The organism is Plantibacter sp. CFBP 8804, assembly GCF_014841225.1.
Taxonomy (GTDB): Bacteria; Actinomycetota; Actinomycetes; order Actinomycetales; family Microbacteriaceae; genus Plantibacter; species Plantibacter auratus.
On record NZ_JACYTU010000001.1, the window covers coordinates 155,846 to 170,930 of the forward strand.

General features: G+C 69.4%; 14 protein-coding genes and 1 tRNA gene. 6 read left to right on the forward strand and 9 right to left on the reverse strand.

What is annotated here, in order from left to right; genetic code table 11:
• Nucleotides 1-97: 97 nt before the first annotated feature.
• Nucleotides 98-1,417, reverse strand: coding sequence for a M20/M25/M40 family metallo-hydrolase (locus IFU11_RS00750; RefSeq protein WP_124769377.1), 1,320 nt, complete (start codon nt 1,415-1,417; stop codon nt 98-100).
• Nucleotides 1,418-1,592: 175 nt separating this feature from the next.
• Between IFU11_RS00750 and IFU11_RS00755 the strand changes: the two genes are divergently transcribed.
• A tRNA-Leu gene (locus tag IFU11_RS00755) sits at nt 1,593-1,676 on the forward strand.
• A gap of 228 nt (nt 1,677-1,904) precedes the next feature.
• Here IFU11_RS00755 and IFU11_RS00760 read toward each other — a convergent pair.
• The gene (locus IFU11_RS00760; protein WP_240043850.1) at nt 1,905-3,722 is read right to left on the reverse strand and encodes a DEAD/DEAH box helicase; all 1,818 of its coding nucleotides are present in this window, start codon (nt 3,720-3,722) and stop codon (nt 1,905-1,907) included.
• A 148-nt stretch (nt 3,723-3,870) separates the two neighbouring features.
• Between IFU11_RS00760 and IFU11_RS00765 the strand changes: the two genes are divergently transcribed.
• Nucleotides 3,871-4,680: an SGNH/GDSL hydrolase family protein gene (locus tag IFU11_RS00765; RefSeq protein ID WP_079705978.1), complete on the forward strand. Its 810-nt coding sequence runs from the start codon at nt 3,871-3,873 to the stop codon at nt 4,678-4,680.
• A gap of 39 nt (nt 4,681-4,719) precedes the next feature.
• On the opposite strand, the gene IFU11_RS00770 is transcribed toward IFU11_RS00765, so the two are convergent.
• Together IFU11_RS00770 and IFU11_RS00775 are read right to left on the reverse strand one after the other, a co-directional pair.
• A complete protein-coding gene (locus IFU11_RS00770; RefSeq protein ID WP_192017925.1) occupies nt 4,720-5,964 on the reverse strand; it encodes a D-alanyl-D-alanine carboxypeptidase family protein in 1,245 nt (414 codons plus the stop codon).
• Nucleotides 5,965-6,049: 85 nt separating this feature from the next.
• Complete coding sequence (locus IFU11_RS00775) at nt 6,050-6,853, reverse strand: TrmH family RNA methyltransferase (RefSeq protein WP_137241649.1); 804 nt, start codon at nt 6,851-6,853, stop codon at nt 6,050-6,052.
• 138 nt (nt 6,854-6,991) lie between these two features.
• On the opposite strand from IFU11_RS00775, the gene IFU11_RS00780 reads away from it, so the two are divergent.
• Nucleotides 6,992-7,894, forward strand: coding sequence for a Sir2 family NAD-dependent protein deacetylase (locus tag IFU11_RS00780; protein ID WP_085510927.1), 903 nt, complete (start codon nt 6,992-6,994; stop codon nt 7,892-7,894).
• Between the two features lie 4 nt (nt 7,895-7,898).
• Here the strand turns inward: IFU11_RS00780 and IFU11_RS00785 are convergent, their stop codons facing one another.
• Nucleotides 7,899-8,801, reverse strand: a complete 903-nt coding sequence (locus IFU11_RS00785) for an alpha/beta fold hydrolase (protein WP_137241650.1) — start codon at nt 8,799-8,801, stop codon at nt 7,899-7,901.
• Nucleotides 8,802-8,905: 104 nt separating this feature from the next.
• Between IFU11_RS00785 and IFU11_RS00790 the strand changes: the two genes are divergently transcribed.
• Nucleotides 8,906-9,679: a 3'-5' exonuclease gene (locus IFU11_RS00790; RefSeq protein ID WP_137241651.1), complete on the forward strand. Its 774-nt coding sequence runs from the start codon at nt 8,906-8,908 to the stop codon at nt 9,677-9,679.
• Nucleotides 9,680-9,751: 72 nt separating this feature from the next.
• Here the strand turns inward: IFU11_RS00790 and IFU11_RS00795 are convergent, their stop codons facing one another.
• The 3 genes from IFU11_RS00795 to glgA form a co-directional block, all read right to left on the reverse strand.
• Complete coding sequence (locus tag IFU11_RS00795; protein WP_056005588.1) at nt 9,752-10,000, reverse strand: type B 50S ribosomal protein L31; 249 nt, start codon at nt 9,998-10,000, stop codon at nt 9,752-9,754.
• 156 nt (nt 10,001-10,156) lie between these two features.
• A complete protein-coding gene (locus tag IFU11_RS00800; protein WP_159878845.1) occupies nt 10,157-10,969 on the reverse strand; it encodes an ABC transporter ATP-binding protein in 813 nt (270 codons plus the stop codon).
• A gap of 63 nt (nt 10,970-11,032) precedes the next feature.
• Complete coding sequence (gene glgA, locus IFU11_RS00805) at nt 11,033-12,214, reverse strand: glycogen synthase (protein WP_192017926.1); 1,182 nt, start codon at nt 12,212-12,214, stop codon at nt 11,033-11,035.
• A 45-nt stretch (nt 12,215-12,259) separates the two neighbouring features.
• On the opposite strand from glgA, the gene IFU11_RS00810 reads away from it, so the two are divergent.
• Nucleotides 12,260-13,504: a glucose-1-phosphate adenylyltransferase gene (locus IFU11_RS00810; RefSeq protein ID WP_064296946.1), complete on the forward strand. Its 1,245-nt coding sequence runs from the start codon at nt 12,260-12,262 to the stop codon at nt 13,502-13,504.
• Nucleotides 13,501-14,196 (forward strand): phosphoserine phosphatase SerB, encoded by a 696-nt coding sequence (gene serB / locus IFU11_RS00815; RefSeq protein ID WP_192017927.1) that lies wholly within the window; start codon nt 13,501-13,503, stop codon nt 14,194-14,196. Before IFU11_RS00810 ends, serB begins: the two co-directional genes overlap by 4 nt.
• Before the next feature lie 58 nt (nt 14,197-14,254).
• On the opposite strand, the gene fabG is transcribed toward serB, so the two are convergent.
• Nucleotides 14,255-14,965: a 3-oxoacyl-ACP reductase FabG gene (gene fabG / locus IFU11_RS00820; RefSeq protein WP_079705970.1), complete on the reverse strand. Its 711-nt coding sequence runs from the start codon at nt 14,963-14,965 to the stop codon at nt 14,255-14,257.
• Nucleotides 14,966-15,085: the final 120 nt, after the last annotated feature.

Below are 15,085 nucleotides of genomic sequence, written 5' to 3' on the forward strand. Positions count from 1 at the left end.
CCGGATGGCTGGTGTTCGGCCGGATCCGGCAGTCGTCGGCGGGGCGGCTCCTGGAGCGTCTCGCGGCTCGGAGGGCGCGGAGACGGACCGTGGGAAGTCAGTAGTCGAGGAGGAGGTCCGTGAGGACCTGCCTGCCAAACCCTAGCGCGTCGAGCGGCACGCGCTCGTCGACTCCGTGGAACATCGCGGGGAAGTCCAGGTGTTCCGGCAGGCGCAGCGGAGCGAAGCCGTACCCGGTGATGCCGAGGAGCGACAGCGCCTTGTTGTCGGTACCACCGGAGAGCATGTACGGGAGCACCGGGGCGCCGGGGTCATGGCGCCCGAGGGTCTCGACGACCGCGTCGACGAGCGGACCCGAGAACGGTGTCTCGAGGCCGATGTCGCGGTGCATGACGACGATCTCGATGTCCTCACCGACGATCTCGGCGACGCGCGCGAGCACGGCGTCCTCCTCGCCGGGCAGGGTGCGGATGTCGACGAGCGCCTCGGCGCGATCGGGGATCACGTTGTGCTTGTATCCGGCCTGCAGCAGGGTCGGGTTGCTTGTCGTGCGGAGCGAGGCCTGGATGAAGCCGGAGGCGGTACCCGTCGCGAGGGCGAGCTCGTCCGGGCCGAGCCGTTCGGGCGTGGTCCCGAGGATGGTGGCGATCTCCCGGAGCAGCTGCTCGGTGGTGTCGGTGAGTCGGACGGGCCACTCGGTGCGTCCGATGGCCGCGACCGCTTCCGCGAGGCGGGTGACGGCGTTGTCCTGCACGTAGCGGGATCCGTGGGCCGCTCGTCCGGTCGCGACCAGTTTGATCCAGACGAGGGCCTTCTCCGAGGTCTGGAGGAGGTAGGAGCGGCGTCCGCCGAACGTGATCGAGTACCCGCCGACCTCGCTGATCGCCTCGGTCGCGCCGGCGAAGAGCTCCGGTCGTTCCGTCACGAGGTGGTGCGAGCCGAACACGCCGCCGTTCTCCTCGTCCGAGAACATCGCGATCACGAGGTCGCGTTCCGGGCGACGGCCGCTGCCGAGGATCTCGCGGAGCGACGCGAGGATCATCGCGTCCATGTTCTTCATGTCGACGGCCCCGCGTCCCCACAGCAGGCCGTCCTTGATCTCGCCGCCGAAGGGGTCCACCGACCAGTTCGCGGGGTCGGCGGGCACCACGTCGAGGTGCCCGTGCACGACGAGCGCAGGCTTCTCGGGGTTCGCGCCGGTGACCCGTGCGACCACGCTCGTCCGGCCCGGAGCGGCGTCGATCAGCTCCGGCTCCAGTCCGAGGTCGCGGAGGTACGCCTCGACGTACTCGGCCGCCTCCGTCTCGCCGTTGGAGCGGCCCTCACCGTAGTTCGTCGTGTCCATGCGGATGAGGTCCCGCGCGATCCGCGTGGTCTCGTCGAGCGTGAGGTCGGATGCGTCTGAGCCGGAGGTCATGGCTCCACGGTACCCGTCGGCCCTGACCGCTGCACCTCTCCCCCGATTGCACGGTCGACGCACGGCCGGAGGGCAGCGGGAAGTTCCTCTGACGGTACGAGGTGGTGAACGGCTGTCGAAATCCGTGCTAGAGTTTCTTCTCGTGCCCAGCGAAAGCCGGACACGATCACAACACGCGCGGGTGGCGGAAATGGCAGACGCGCTAGCTTGAGGTGCTAGTGCCCTTACGGGCGTGGGGGTTCAAGTCCCCCTTCGCGCACACCGTGTTGAGACGGCGAACGGCCGGAGCGAAAGCTCCGGCCGTTCTTGTTTTCCCGCCGGACTCCACGAGACGCCGACACCCGAGATCCTCTTCGGCCAGAGCGAGAAGCGGCGCACCTCCCCCGGTCCCTGAGCCTGCACCGCCGGTCCCTGAGCCTGTCGAAGGGCAGCTCCGGCGGGCTGACCGCGATGCAGGAGAACGCGCGCGCGAGAAGAAGCGCTGTCCTCAGTGCCCGTGGCCCAGGCGCCGACGGAGCAGGTCGATGCGCGACTGCAGCTGCGTCACGCTCGCCTGTGCCACGGCGGGGCCGCCGCAGACGCGTCGCAGTTCGGCGTGCACGAGTCCGTGCGGCTCCTTCGTGTGCTTGGCGTAGAGGCCGACCAGGGTGTTGAGCACCTGGCGCTGCTCCTTGAGGGTGCGGTAGAGCGGAGCGGGGATGTCCGCCTGCGGACTCGGCGAGGCGGCGTTCTTGTCGACGAACGCCCCGCGCTTGGCCTGGCGGCTCTGGCGCTGCACGAGCAGCTCGTGCACCTGTTCAGGCTCGAGGAGCCCGGGGAACCCGATGAAGTCGAACTCCTCCTCGGTGCCCGGCTGGGCGAGCTCGCCGAACTCGTCGCCGTCGAACACCACCCGGTCGAAGTGCGCGTCCGAGGAGACGGCCTGCCAGGTGAACTCCTCGAGGAGTGAGTCGGAAGCCTTGTCCTCGCGCTCCGCGGCCGCCATCATCGCGTCCTCCGGGTTGAAGAGGTCGCCCTCCGCGTCCGGGTCGCTCGGGCGGTCGAGTGCGTGGTCGCGTTCGAGCTCGAGTTTCTCAGCGAGGGCCATCAGGTTCGGCACGTTCGGGAGGAAGATGCTCGCGATCTCGCCGCGTCGACGTGCCCGGACGAATCGCCCGATCGCCTGCGCGAAGAACAGCGGCGTGGCGGACGACGTCGCGTAGACGCCGACGGCGAGTCGTGGGACGTCCACGCCTTCCGACACCATGCGGACCGCGACCATCCAGCGCTTGGTGTTCCCCGAGAAGTCGGCGATCCGGTCGCTGGCCTCCTTCTCATCGGAGAGGACGATCGTGGGCTGCTCCCCCGTCAGCTCGTGCAGGATGGCGGCGTAGGCTCGCGCGGTCGTCTGGTCGGTGGCGATCACGAGTCCGCCGGCGTCGGGGACCGCTTGACGGACCTCGGACAGCCGGAGGTCGGCGGACTTCAGGACCGCCGGGATCCAGTCACCCTGGGGGTCGAGGGCGGTGCGCCAGGCCGCGGAGGTGATGTCCTTCGTGTTGCCCTCGCCGAGGCGGGCCTCCATCTCGTCGCCGGCCTTGGTCCGCCAGCGCATGTGGCCGGCGTAGACCATGAAGAGCACCGGACGGACGACCCCGTCCTGGAGTGCTCGACCGTACCCGTAGTTGTAGTCGGTGACGGAGGTCCGGATGCCCTGGTGATCCGGCTGGTAGACCACGAACGGGATCGGTGCCGTGTCTGACCGGAACGGGGTCCCGGTCAGGGACAGGCGACGAGTCGCCCGCGAGAAGGCCTCGTGGATGCCGTCGCCCCAGCTCAGGGCGTCGCCGCCGTGGTGGACCTCGTCGAGGATGACGAGGGTGCGACCCGAATCGGTCGTGCGCTGATGCACGGGCGGGTTCGCCGCGACCTGGGCGTAGGTGACCGCGACACCGTGGTAGTGGCGGCCGAAGACCTGATCGCGGTTCGCGAAGTTCGGGTCGAGGCGGATGCCGACCCGGCTCGCGGCCTCGGCCCACTGGCGCTTCAGATGATCGGTCGGGGCGACGACCGTGATGCGGTCGATCGTTCCGCGATGGAGGAGTTCGGAGGCGAGCCGCAGCGCGAACGTCGTCTTGCCTGCGCCCGGTGTCGCCGCCGCGAGGAAGTCACGGGGTTCGGTCGTGAAGTACTGCTCGAGCGCCTCGGCCTGCCAGGCTCGAAGTTTGCTCGCCGTGCCCCACGCTGCGCGTTCCGGGAAGGCCGGTGAGAGGTGTTCGGCTGCGGACCCGCCCAGGTGCTGGGTCGAAGAGATTTCCGCGTTCACTGGAGACCACTGTACCCGGCCGCACCGACACCGCCGACCATCGTGTGCGTCCCCGACACCCATCCGGATGTCCGACTCGCGACTGATCCGCCAGCCGAGGGGCGGGCGTACGCTGGAGGTTCCGGATGCACAGCAGGAGGAACCACCCATGACCGAACAGCACCATCCCTGGTCGCGGTACGTCGCCATCGGCGACTCGTTCACGGAGGGGATCGGCGATCCTGAGCCGGGGGCGCCGGGCGGGCACCGCGGATGGGCCGATCGCGTCGCCGAGGTGCTGGCCGCGCAGAACTCGGACTTCGCCTACGCCAACCTCGCGGTGCGCGGCAAGCTCGCTCAGCAGATCCTCGACGACCAGGTGGAGCCGGCCCTGGAGCTGCACCCGGACCTCATCACGATCTCGGCGGGCGGCAACGACGTGATCCGGCCCGGCACCGACCCCGACGACATCGCCAGACGACTCGAGCAGGCGATCATCCGACTCCGGAGCGACGGAGCGACGGTCGTGCTGTTCACCGGCGTGGACGTCGGCTTCTCCCCCGTCTTCCGGAGCATCCGCGGCAAGGTCGCGATCTACAACGAGAACCTGCGGGCCATCGCCGCCCGACACGACTGCATCATCGCCGACCAGTGGGCCCTCCAGGCGATCCAGGATCCGCGGATGTGGGCACCGGACCGCCTACACCTGAACGCGCTCGGCCACCACGAGGTCGCCCGCCTCGTCCTGCACGCGCTGAACGTCGAGAACGACCTCAAGCCGCTGCAGCCGGAGCCGCTCCCCGTCAGGCGTTGGCGTCAGGCCCGGACCGAGGACTTCGCCTGGGCGCGCGAGTACCTCGTGCCGTGGGTGCTCCGTCGGGTGCGGCACCAGTCGTCCGGCGACCACATCACCGCCAAGCGACCGCTCGCCGGCCCGTTCCTCACGGTCGCAGCGCAGGACCAGGAACTCGACGTCTGACCGTCCGGCCGATCACCCGGGCTCCGGCGTCTGCTGCGGTCACGGGTTGGTCAGGCGCCACCAGGGCGTGACCGGCGCGACGTCCGCGTCGAGGGCCAGCGGGACGTCGATCGTCGCCGCGCCGCCCTCCGCGCCCGCCCCCACGGTGTAGCTGAGCTTCCCGACCGTCGAACCGGCGGCACCCGCGTCGATGGCTCTGGCGCGGCTCTCGACCGTGATCGGGGTGTCCTGCCAGACGAGCACGGAGGCGTCGGAGGCCACGACGACCTTCGCGGCCTGGTCCCACGCGGTCGAGTAGGAGCCGACCGACTGCCCGGCGGTGGCGAGCTGGACCTGGTGGAATCCGGCCGGCACGCTCTGCAACAGGGAGACCACGGCCTCGTTGAGCACGGTGTGGTCGTCGGCACCGAGGATGACGCCGACGACGGTCACCGTCCGCCCCGCCACCTGGAGGTCGGCGGAGAACAGCAGGCAGGCGCCCGAGGCGTCGTCGGTCCCCGTCTTCATGCCGGTCACCCCGTACTGGCCGAGGAGGGCGTTCGTGTTCTCGACCTCGCCGATGGCGGGCAGCACCGCCGTGGGCTCCTTGACGATCGACGAGAGCACCGGGTCGGCGAGCACGAGCTTGCCGATGGTCACGAGGTCGCTCGGGGTGCTGACGTTCGTCTCGCCCAGGCCGCTCGTGTTCGTGACGGTCGTGCCCGTCAGCCCACGTGCATCGAGCCAGGCGCGCGCCGCGTCGAGGTACGCGTCGACCGAACCGAAGGCCCAGACGGCGAGGGAGATGCTGTAGTTGTTCGCCGACGGGAGGAGCAGTGCTTCGAGCATCTGCCGCTGGGTGAACACCGACCCGGCGACGACGGGTGCCGCTGAACCGTTCTCCGCGATGGTGTCGTAGTAGAACCCGACGTCGGCGTCGGTCAGCGTGATGGACGGGCCCTGATCCCCCGCGGCGAGCGGCTTGGCCTCCAGCACGACGAGGGAGGTGATCGTCTTCGTGATGCTCGCGATGGGGAACGGCGTCTGCTCGCCACTCGAACTCAGGACGCCGTCGAACCCGACGGCACCGATGGCCCCTCGCCCGAATCCGGGCCAGGCGACCGGTGTCGTCTGCTGGACGAGCGAGGTCGTGAGGGTGTCGCTGGAATCGAGCGTCGCAGCCGCGGCCGGCACCGGTCGGAGCAGCGCGCCTGCGCTGTACCCGAACACCCCGATGAGGAGGGCGAGGACACCGAAGACGGCGAGACGGCGGCGGCGGTAGATCTGTCGTCTCGTGAGTGGCACCCGGTCATGCTACCCGGCGCTCCTGCGCGTACCCTGTCGCGACGTGCCGCCGACCGGGTGGTCCTCGGGCAGCGTGGGACCGTGGTCAGCGGACCCGGAGCTCCCAGAGGGCGACGGCACTGGCCGACGCGACGTTCAGCGAGTCGACGCCGTGGAGCATCGGGATGGTCACGATCGTGTCGGCGGCGGCGAGGGCCGAGGCGCTCAGACCGTCACCCTCGGCGCCGAGCACGATGGCGAGTCGTTCCGGCGCGGTCCGAGCATAGGTGTCGAGGTCCACGGCATCGTCGGCCAAGGCCAAGGCGGCCGTCTCGAAGCCGGCATCCCACAGGACGCCGGAAGCGACGTCCCATTCCGGCAGGCGGGTCCACGGCACCTGCAGGACCGTGCCCATGCTGACGCGGACGCTTCGGCGGTATAGCGGGTCGGCGCAGCGCGGGGTGATGAGGACCGCGTCGGCACCGAGGCCGGCGACGGAGCGGAAGATGGCGCCGACGTTGGTGTGGTCGACGATGTCCTCGAGGATGACCACCCGGCGGGCGTCGGCGAGGAGTTCGGCGGGGTCGGCGAGCGGTGGGCGGTGCATCGCCGCGAGGGCTCCCCGGTGCAGGTGGAAGCCCGTCAGCTGCTCGAGGAGTGCGGGCTCGCCGACGAAGACCGGGACGTCGTGGTCCTCGAGGAGTGGCGAGACGTCCTCGAGCCACTTCTCCTGCAGCAGGACCGATCGCGGTCGGTGCCCGGCGCGCAGCGCACGTTCCATGACCTTCGTGGACTCGGCGATGTACAGGCCACCGGCGGGTTCGGACACCCGGCGGAGGGCGACGTCCGTCAGTCGCGCGTAGTCGTCGAGTCGTCCGTCGTCGAGATCGGTGATCCGGATGACCTGCATGTGAGACGTCCTCTCGACGCGATGTTCGACCTCCACCTTGCCAGAGTGGGAACACGATCGAAAACGAGGCCGTTTAGACTCAGGGGAAGTGATGGCCCGGAGCACTCCGGTCATCGCGGACGGATGGACGGAGCAGGCATGAGCACGCTGATCGCAGCAGGGGATCCCGCTGACGAGACGGCCGAGGCCGGGCTCGAACGGGCGATCGAGCTGCTCGCGGATCGCCGTGTCGCCTTCCTCACCGGGGCCGGCGTGAGCACGGACTCCGGCATCCCCGACTACCGGGGCCAGGGCGCTCCGGTGCGGACCCCCATGACGGTCGACCAGTTCCTGTCCAACGACGACGCCGCGCGCAAACGCTACTGGGCCGGCAGTCACCTCGGGTGGAAGCGGTTCGACGGCGCTCGCCCGAACGCCGGCCACCGGGCGATCGCACTCCTCGAAGAGGCCGGCATCGCCGACGGCGTCATCACGCAGAACGTCGACGGCCTCCACGTCAGGGCCGGCTCGCGCCGCGTCGTCGACCTGCACGGGTCGATGGACCGCGTCAGCTGTCTCTCCTGCGGGCAGAGTTACGCCAGGTCGAGCATCGCGGAGCGCATGACGGCCCTGAACCCCTGGCTCGACACCGAGACGGACGTCACGATCAACCCGGACGGCGATGCCGAGGTCGGACGGGTCGACGAGATCGTCGTCCCCGTGTGCACGGTCTGCGGTGGCATGTTGAAGCCGGACGTGGTCTTCTTCGGCGAATTCATCCCGACGGAGAAGTACGCCGAGGCGGCAGCACTCGTGCGCGGCGCCGACGCACTCGTGATCGCCGGCTCCTCCCTCGTGGTCAACTCGGGGATCCGGCTCCTCGAACTCGCCCGCCGGAAGCGGTTGCCGATCGTCGTCATCAACCGCGGCGTCACGAAGGCGGACGGCCGCGCGGACGTGAAGCTCGACGCTGGTGCCAGTGAGACGCTCACCGGGATCGCCGCTCGCCTGGTCCCGTCCGCCTTCACGAGCGTCGTCTCGCAGGAGGCGACCGACGCCTGACGCCTCAGGCGTCGGTGCGGTCGTCCGCGAGGAACGCGGTGAGGCGCTGCGCCGCGTCGTGCGGCTCCTCGTAGTGGATGAGGTGTCCGACGCCCGGGATGACGTGCAGCTGCGCGTCGGCGAACCGCTTCGCGAGCGCGTACTGCGCGGCCACGGGCGTGATGTCGTCACGCTCGGCGGCGATGAGCAGCGTGCGGCTCGGGATCCGGTCGGCGTACTCGCTGACGTCGTGGCTGACCGAGGCAGTGAATGACTCGAGGACGACCTCCCGGTCGGCGAAGGCGCTGAAGTACTGGTCGTGCTGGGCGTGGATCCACCGACGGAGCGTCGGGTCCTTCGTCTTCGACATCGCGACGCTCATGATGCGCACGACACCCTTGTTCCGGAGGAAGGCGAATCCCAGGCGTTTCGGGAGCTTCGCGGACGACCAGTAGTAGAAGACCGCGAGCCTCGTCAGGACACCTCGAGGGCCCTGGAGCGCCGGGGCGGCGATCGGGTTCACGAGGATGAGGTCGTCCGGTCGGAGTCCCCCGGCGACGGCGGCGCTCGACACGATCGAGCCGAACGAGTGCCCGAGCAGGACGACACGGCCGGTCAGGTGCAGTTCCTCGATGAACCGTCCCAGCCAGGCGGCGTACCCCTCGACGGAGTGGGTGGCCTCGGGGAAGGGAGCCGAGCTGCCGAAGCCGGGGAGGTCCGGAGCGATGATCCGGAACCCGGAGAGCTGCGCGACGACCGGTTCGAGGCCGTGGTGGTCGCCCCGGAACCCGTGCACCATGACGATCGTCGTCGACGCCTCGTGGTCGCCGTAGTCCCAGAACCGGGTCTCGGCTCCGTCCACGATGAGCGAGCGCTCCCGGACGGGGATGCGGTCGAGCTGGTCGGCGTACGGTGATTCGACGGGCATCCACTCAGTCTAGGCAGTCCGGCTCCGCGTTCACCCGACGACGCGGACCGTGCCGCCCCGGCGTGGCACAGGACCCTGTCGGAGGTGCGTCATAGGGTGAAGGCGTGAACACGGTCGATGCGAATCCCCACTGGACGGACCGCCTGGCGGTCTTCGATCTCGAGACGACGGGCATCGAGGTGGAGACGAGTCGCATCGTGACCGCCTTCGTCGGTGTCATCACCGCGGACGGTTCGGTCGAACGTTCGTGGTCGTGGATGGCCGATCCCGGGGTCGAGATCCCCGCTCGCGCCGCCGAGATCCACGGCGTCACGACGGAGCGGGCCCGGGCGGAGGGGCGTCCGGCGCCGGCCGTCGTCGGAGAGATCGTCGCCGTCCTCACCGAGCTGTTCGCCGCGCGGACCCCGGTGGTCGCCTACAACGCTCCGTACGATTTCTCCCTCCTGCACTTCGAGGCGGAGCGACACGGGGTGACGTCGATCACCGACCCGTCCCCCGTCGTCGACCCGCTGATCCTCGACCGGCGGCTCGACACCTTCCGGCGCGGCAAGCGGACGCTCGAGGTCGTCGCCGCCCTACACGGCGTTCCGCTCGAGGGTGCGCATGACGCGGGGGTGGACGCCGTCGCCGCCGGACGCGTCGCTCAAGCCATCGGTCGGCTTCATGCCGACGCCCTGCCGACGAGCGTCGACGAGTTGCACGAGGCCCAGCGGACCTGGTCGCTCGAGCAGGCGGAGAGCTTCCAGTCCTACATGCGCCGCGTGCGCGATCCCGAGTTCGTCGCCGACGGTGCTTGGCCCATCCGCACCGGACGCCCTGCCGCCCGACCCGAGGCGCCGATCATCGTCCCAGCGGACCAGCTGCCCATCGGCATCTGAGCTGTACGGCTCGGCACGACGACGAACGCCCCGATCCGAGGATCGGGGCGTTCGTGTATTCCAGCTGAAGGACTACTTGCCGAAGCCCTTGAAGCGCTGGTTGAACTTCTCGACGCGACCGGCGGAGTCCATGATGCGCTGCTTGCCCGTGTAGAACGGGTGCGACTCGGACGAGATCTCCACGTCGATCACCGGGTAGGTGACGCCGTCGAGGTCGATCGTCTTGCCCGACGAGACCGTCGAGCGCGTGAGGAACGTCGCGCCGGAGGCGAGGTCGCGGAAGACGACGGCTTCGTACGTGGGGTGGATGTCAGATTTCATCAGCAGTCCTTGTTGAGTGGATGGTGTGGGTAGTACCCGCGCTCGGAACTCCAGGCACGAGGCAGAAAGCTCTTGGCTCCGCGAGCCAAAGGTCGACTTTACCAGACTCGGCGCGCGTCTGCTCGCCAGCCGAGGACGACTCGCCGAGCATGGCGGTCAGGAGGGAGCGACGGCCGAGCGTCCGGCGCGGGCCGAGCGGGCGTGGAACCGGCCGTCCTCCTCGGTCAGTTCGATCGGGAGGTCGAAGGTCTCGCTGAGGTGCTCGGCCGTGAGTGTCTCGGCGATCGGGCCGGCGGCGACGATGCCGCCGTCGCGAACGAGCAGGACGTGGGTGAAGCCGACGGGGATCTCCTCGACGTGGTGGGTCACCATGATGATCGCCGGTGAGTCGTCGGCGCTCGCGTAGCCGCCGAGCAGCTCGACGAGCTCCTCGCGTGTGCCGAGGTCGAGGCTCGCGGCCGGCTCGTCGAGCAGGAGGAGTTCGGGGTCGGTCATGATGGCCCGCGCGATCTGCACGCGCTTCTGCTCGCCGTCGCTCAGTGTGCCGAAGCGGCGGTCGGCGAGGTGGTCGAGCTTCCATTCGGCGAGGACCCGCGACGCGCGCTTCACGTCGATGTCCTCGTACTGCTCGACCCAGCGCCCGGTGACCGAGTAGGCCGCCGTGAGCACGACGTCCAGGACGGTCTCCTCCGGCGGCACCCGCTTCGCGAGGGCGGAGGACGCGAAGCCGATGCGTGGGCGCAGTTCGAAGACGTCGACCCGGCCGAGCGTCTCGTCGAGCACGGAGACCGTGCCCTTCGAGGGGTGGATGAGCGTGGCCGCGAGCTGCAGGAGCGTCGTCTTGCCGGCGCCGTTCGGGCCGAGGACGATCCATCGCTGGTCGCCCGTCACCGTCCAGTCGACGCCATCGAGGATGGGGTTGAGATTACGGACGACGGACACATCGGAGAACTGCAACACGCTCGGCATGGTCCTAGCCTATCCGCCAAGACTCGTCGCGCGTCGCCGTCCTCCGAGGTGTCCGCAGGTGGTTCAGACCAGGCTGCGGTAGAGCTCCGCCGTCTGGGTGGCGATGCGCGACCAGCTGAAGTCGGACTCCGCGCGTCGGCGACCAGCGGCCCCGTAGGCCCTCGCCTGGGCGGGATCCTGGACGACCTCGGTGAGGGTGGCGGCGAGGTCGGCGACGAAACGCTCCGGGTCGAGCGGGGTGCCGGTGCCGTCGGACGCCTGCGCGAGCGGGACGATCCTGCCGGTCACAGCGTCCTGCACGACCTCCGGGATGCCGCCGGTACCCGTCCCGACCACGGCGGCACCGCAGGCCATCGCCTCGAGGTTGACGATGCCGAGCGGCTCGTAGATCGATGGGCACACGAAGGTCGTGGCGGCGGTGAGGACGGTGCACAGCTCGTGACGCGGGAGGAGTCGTTCGATCCACACGACCCCGGTGCGCTCGCGCTGCAGCTCCTCGACGAGCCCCTTGACCTCGGCGAGGATCTCGGGGGTGTCGGGAGCGCCGGCGCACAGGATGAGCTGCACGTCGGGTGGCAGCAATCGGGCCGCGCGGAGCAGGTACGGCAGCCCCTTCTGACGGGTGATCCGACCGACGAAGACGACGGAGGGACGGGACGGGTCGATACCGAGGGACCGCAGCAGCTCGTCGTCCACGCGTGGTTGCCAGTCGGTCAGGTCGATGCCGTTATAGATGACCTGCACCTTGGCCGGGTCGAGGCTCGGGTACGACCGCAGGATGTCGCGACGCATGCCGTCGCTGACCGCCACGACGGCCGCGGCGCCTTCGTAGGCGGACTGCTCGATCCAGCTGGACACGCGGTACCCACCGCCCAGCTGCTCGGCCTTCCACGGGCGGAGCGGTTCCAGACTGTGCGCGGTCACGACGTGCGGGATGCCGTGCAGCAGTGACGCGAGGTGACCGGCGCCGTTCGCGTACCAGGTGTGCGAGTGCACGAGGTCGGCCCCGGCGACGTCCTGGGCGATCAGGAGGTCCGTCCCGAGTGTCGTGAGGGCGCCGTTCGCCCCCTGGAGCTCGGCCGGGACACCGTACGCGACGGTGTCGGCCTCGTCGCGTGGCGCGCCGAAGCAGCGCACGGTCACGTCGATGTCGCTGCGGAGGGATTTCACCAGCTCCGACACGTGGACGCCTGCGCCGCCGTAGATCTCCGGCGGGTACTCCTTTGTCACAAGATCAACTCGCATGTCTAGACGCTAGTACAGGTCTCGTCCGGCATCTATTGTGAAGCCATGGCCGCCTCAAAGAAGATCTTCGGAATCGTCCTCGCTGGTGGGGAAGGGAAGCGGTTGATGCCGCTGACCGCAGACCGCGCGAAACCGGCCGTACCGTTCGGCGGGCAGTACCGCCTGATCGATTTCGCGCTGTCGAACCTCATCAACTCCGGACTCACCCAGATCGTCGTCCTCACCCAGTACAAGTCCCACAGCCTCGACCGCCACGTCTCGCAGACCTGGCGGTTGTCCGGCCTGCTCGACTCCTATGTCGCGTCCGTGCCGGCGCAGCAGCGTCTCGGGAAGCGCTGGTTCAGCGGATCCGCCGACGCGATCCTGCAGAGCCTCAACCTGATCCGCGACGAGAAGCCCGACATCGTCGTGGTCGTCGGCGCCGACCACGTCTACCGCATGGACTTCGCGCAGATGATCGAGGCGCACATCGCCTCGGGCAAGAAGGCGACGGTCGCCGCGATCCGTCAGCCCATCTCCCTCGCCGACCAGTTCGGCGTCATCGACGTCGACGCGGACGACCCGACGACCATCGCCCGCTTCCTCGAGAAGCCGCTCGACGCGCCGGGCCTGCCCGACTCCCCCGGTGAAGTGCTCGCCTCGATGGGCAACTACGTCTTCGACGCCGACGCACTCATGCAGGCGGTCATCGACGACGGCGAGGTGACGAGCTCGAACCATGACATGGGTGGCGACATCGTCCCGTACTTCGTCGATCGCGGCGAGGCCGGCGTCTACGACCTCCAGCGGAACGATGTACCCGGATCGACGGATCGCGATCGCTACTACTGGCGCGACGTGGGGACGATCGAGTCGTTCTATGAGGCCCACCAGGACCTCATCTCGACGCTCCCGATCTTCAACCTGTACAACCGCGACTGGCCGATCTTCAGTTCTCAGCTGAACTCGCCGCCGGCGAAGTTCGTGCGGGACGCGAAGGGCAACCTCGGCCAGACCATCGACTCGATCGTCTCGCTCGGTTCGCTGCTGTCCGGTGCCCACATCGAGCGCAGTGTCCTCGGGCCGTGGGCGCTCGTGGAATCCGGCGCCCACGTCTCCGACTCGGTCGTGTTCGACAAGGTCCACATCGAACCGGACGCCGTCGTCAAGCGGGCTATCCTGGACAAGGATGTGGTGGTCACCTCCGGCGCGAGCGTCGGTGTCGACCACGACCGTGACCGCGCTCGCGGCTTCACCGTCACCGAATCCGGTCTCACCGTGGTTGGCAAGGGAGTACGCGTCGTTCCATGAGTACCGAGCGTTCGGCAGTGGCGGATCCCGAAGCAGCACTCCCCCCACAGGCCGGACGAGGCGTCCGGTTCCTCGCGGTCCTCGACGCCGACTCGACGCTCATCGAGAACGAGGTGATCGAGCTGCTCGCCGAGGAGGTCGGCAGCCTCCCGGAGGTCGCCGCCATCACCGAGCGCGCCATGCGCGGTGACCTCGACTTCGCCGACAGCCTCCGGGCCCGGGTCGCGACGCTCGCGGGCCTGCCCGTCGACCGGATCCCGGTGATCGCCGAACGGATCCGGACGACGGCCGGCCTGGAGACGCTGATCGGCCGGCTGCATGCGCACGGGTCGCGGATCGGTGTCGTGTCGGGCGGGTTCCATGAACTACTCGACCCGCTCGCCGAGGCACTCGGCCTCGACCATGTGCGGGCGAACCGCCTCGAGACCGCCGACGGTCGGTTGACGGGAGGCCTCAGCGGTCCCATCATCGACGCGGCGGCGAAGGCGGCCGCACTGCAGGAGTGGGCCGACGAGGACGGCGTGCCGTTGGCACGGACGATCGCGATCGGCGACGGAGCCAACGACCTCGAGATGATGGCCGTCGCCGGGCTCTCGGTCGCGTTCAACGCGAAGCCGATCGTCCGCCGCCAGGCCGACCTCGTCGCCGGGCGGGTCGACCTCGCCGGCGTCCTCCCGCTCCTCGGGCTCTGATCCGCGCGTCGGGGTCAGCGCCCGAGGTCGGGTTCTGCTCTGTGGGGTGCTGCCCGGGTCAGTGACCCATGCCGAGGCCGCCGTCGACCGGGATCACGGCGCCGGAGATGTAGCCCGCGTCGTCACCGGCGATCCACGTGACGACCTTCGCGACCTCGTTCGCACTCGCGAAACGCGCTGCCGGGATGCTCTTCTTGTACTCGGCCTGGGTCTCGGCGGGCAGTTCGGCGGTCATGTCGGTCTCGATGAACCCCGGGGCGATCACGTTCGCCGTGATCCCACGTGCACCGAGCTCGCGGGTGATGGATCGCGCCATGCCGATGAGGCCGCTCTTCGAGGCCGCGTAGTTGACCTGTCCGGCGGACCCGTAGAGACCCACGACGCTGGAGATGAGCACGATGCGCCCGAAGCGTGCCTTGAGCATGCCCTTGGACGCGCGCTTGACGACGCGGAAGGAGCCGCCGAGGTTCGTGTCGACCACCTGGTCGAAGTCGTCCTCGCTCATCCGCATGAGCAGGGTGTCCTTCGTGATGCCCGCGTTCGCGACGAGCACCTCGACCGGCCCGAGCTCCGACTCGATCTCGGTGAACGCCGCGTCGACGGAGGCGGCGTCGGTGACGTCCGCGCGGACCGTCAACGTGCCCGCGGGGCCCTCGCCGGATCGTGCGGTGACGGCGACGCGGTGACCCTGCGCGACGAACTCCTCGGCGATGGCGAAGCCGATCCCCCGGTTGCCTCCGGTGACGAGTACGGTGCGTGGTGCGGTCATGGTCGATTCCTCTCCTGCGGCGATACCGGCCGACTCGTGCGGCGGCCGTCGGGGCGCGCGGCGTTCCGGCCGCGGACCCGTACCAGCATATGGGGGTACTCCCTTTCTCCCGGTGATTTG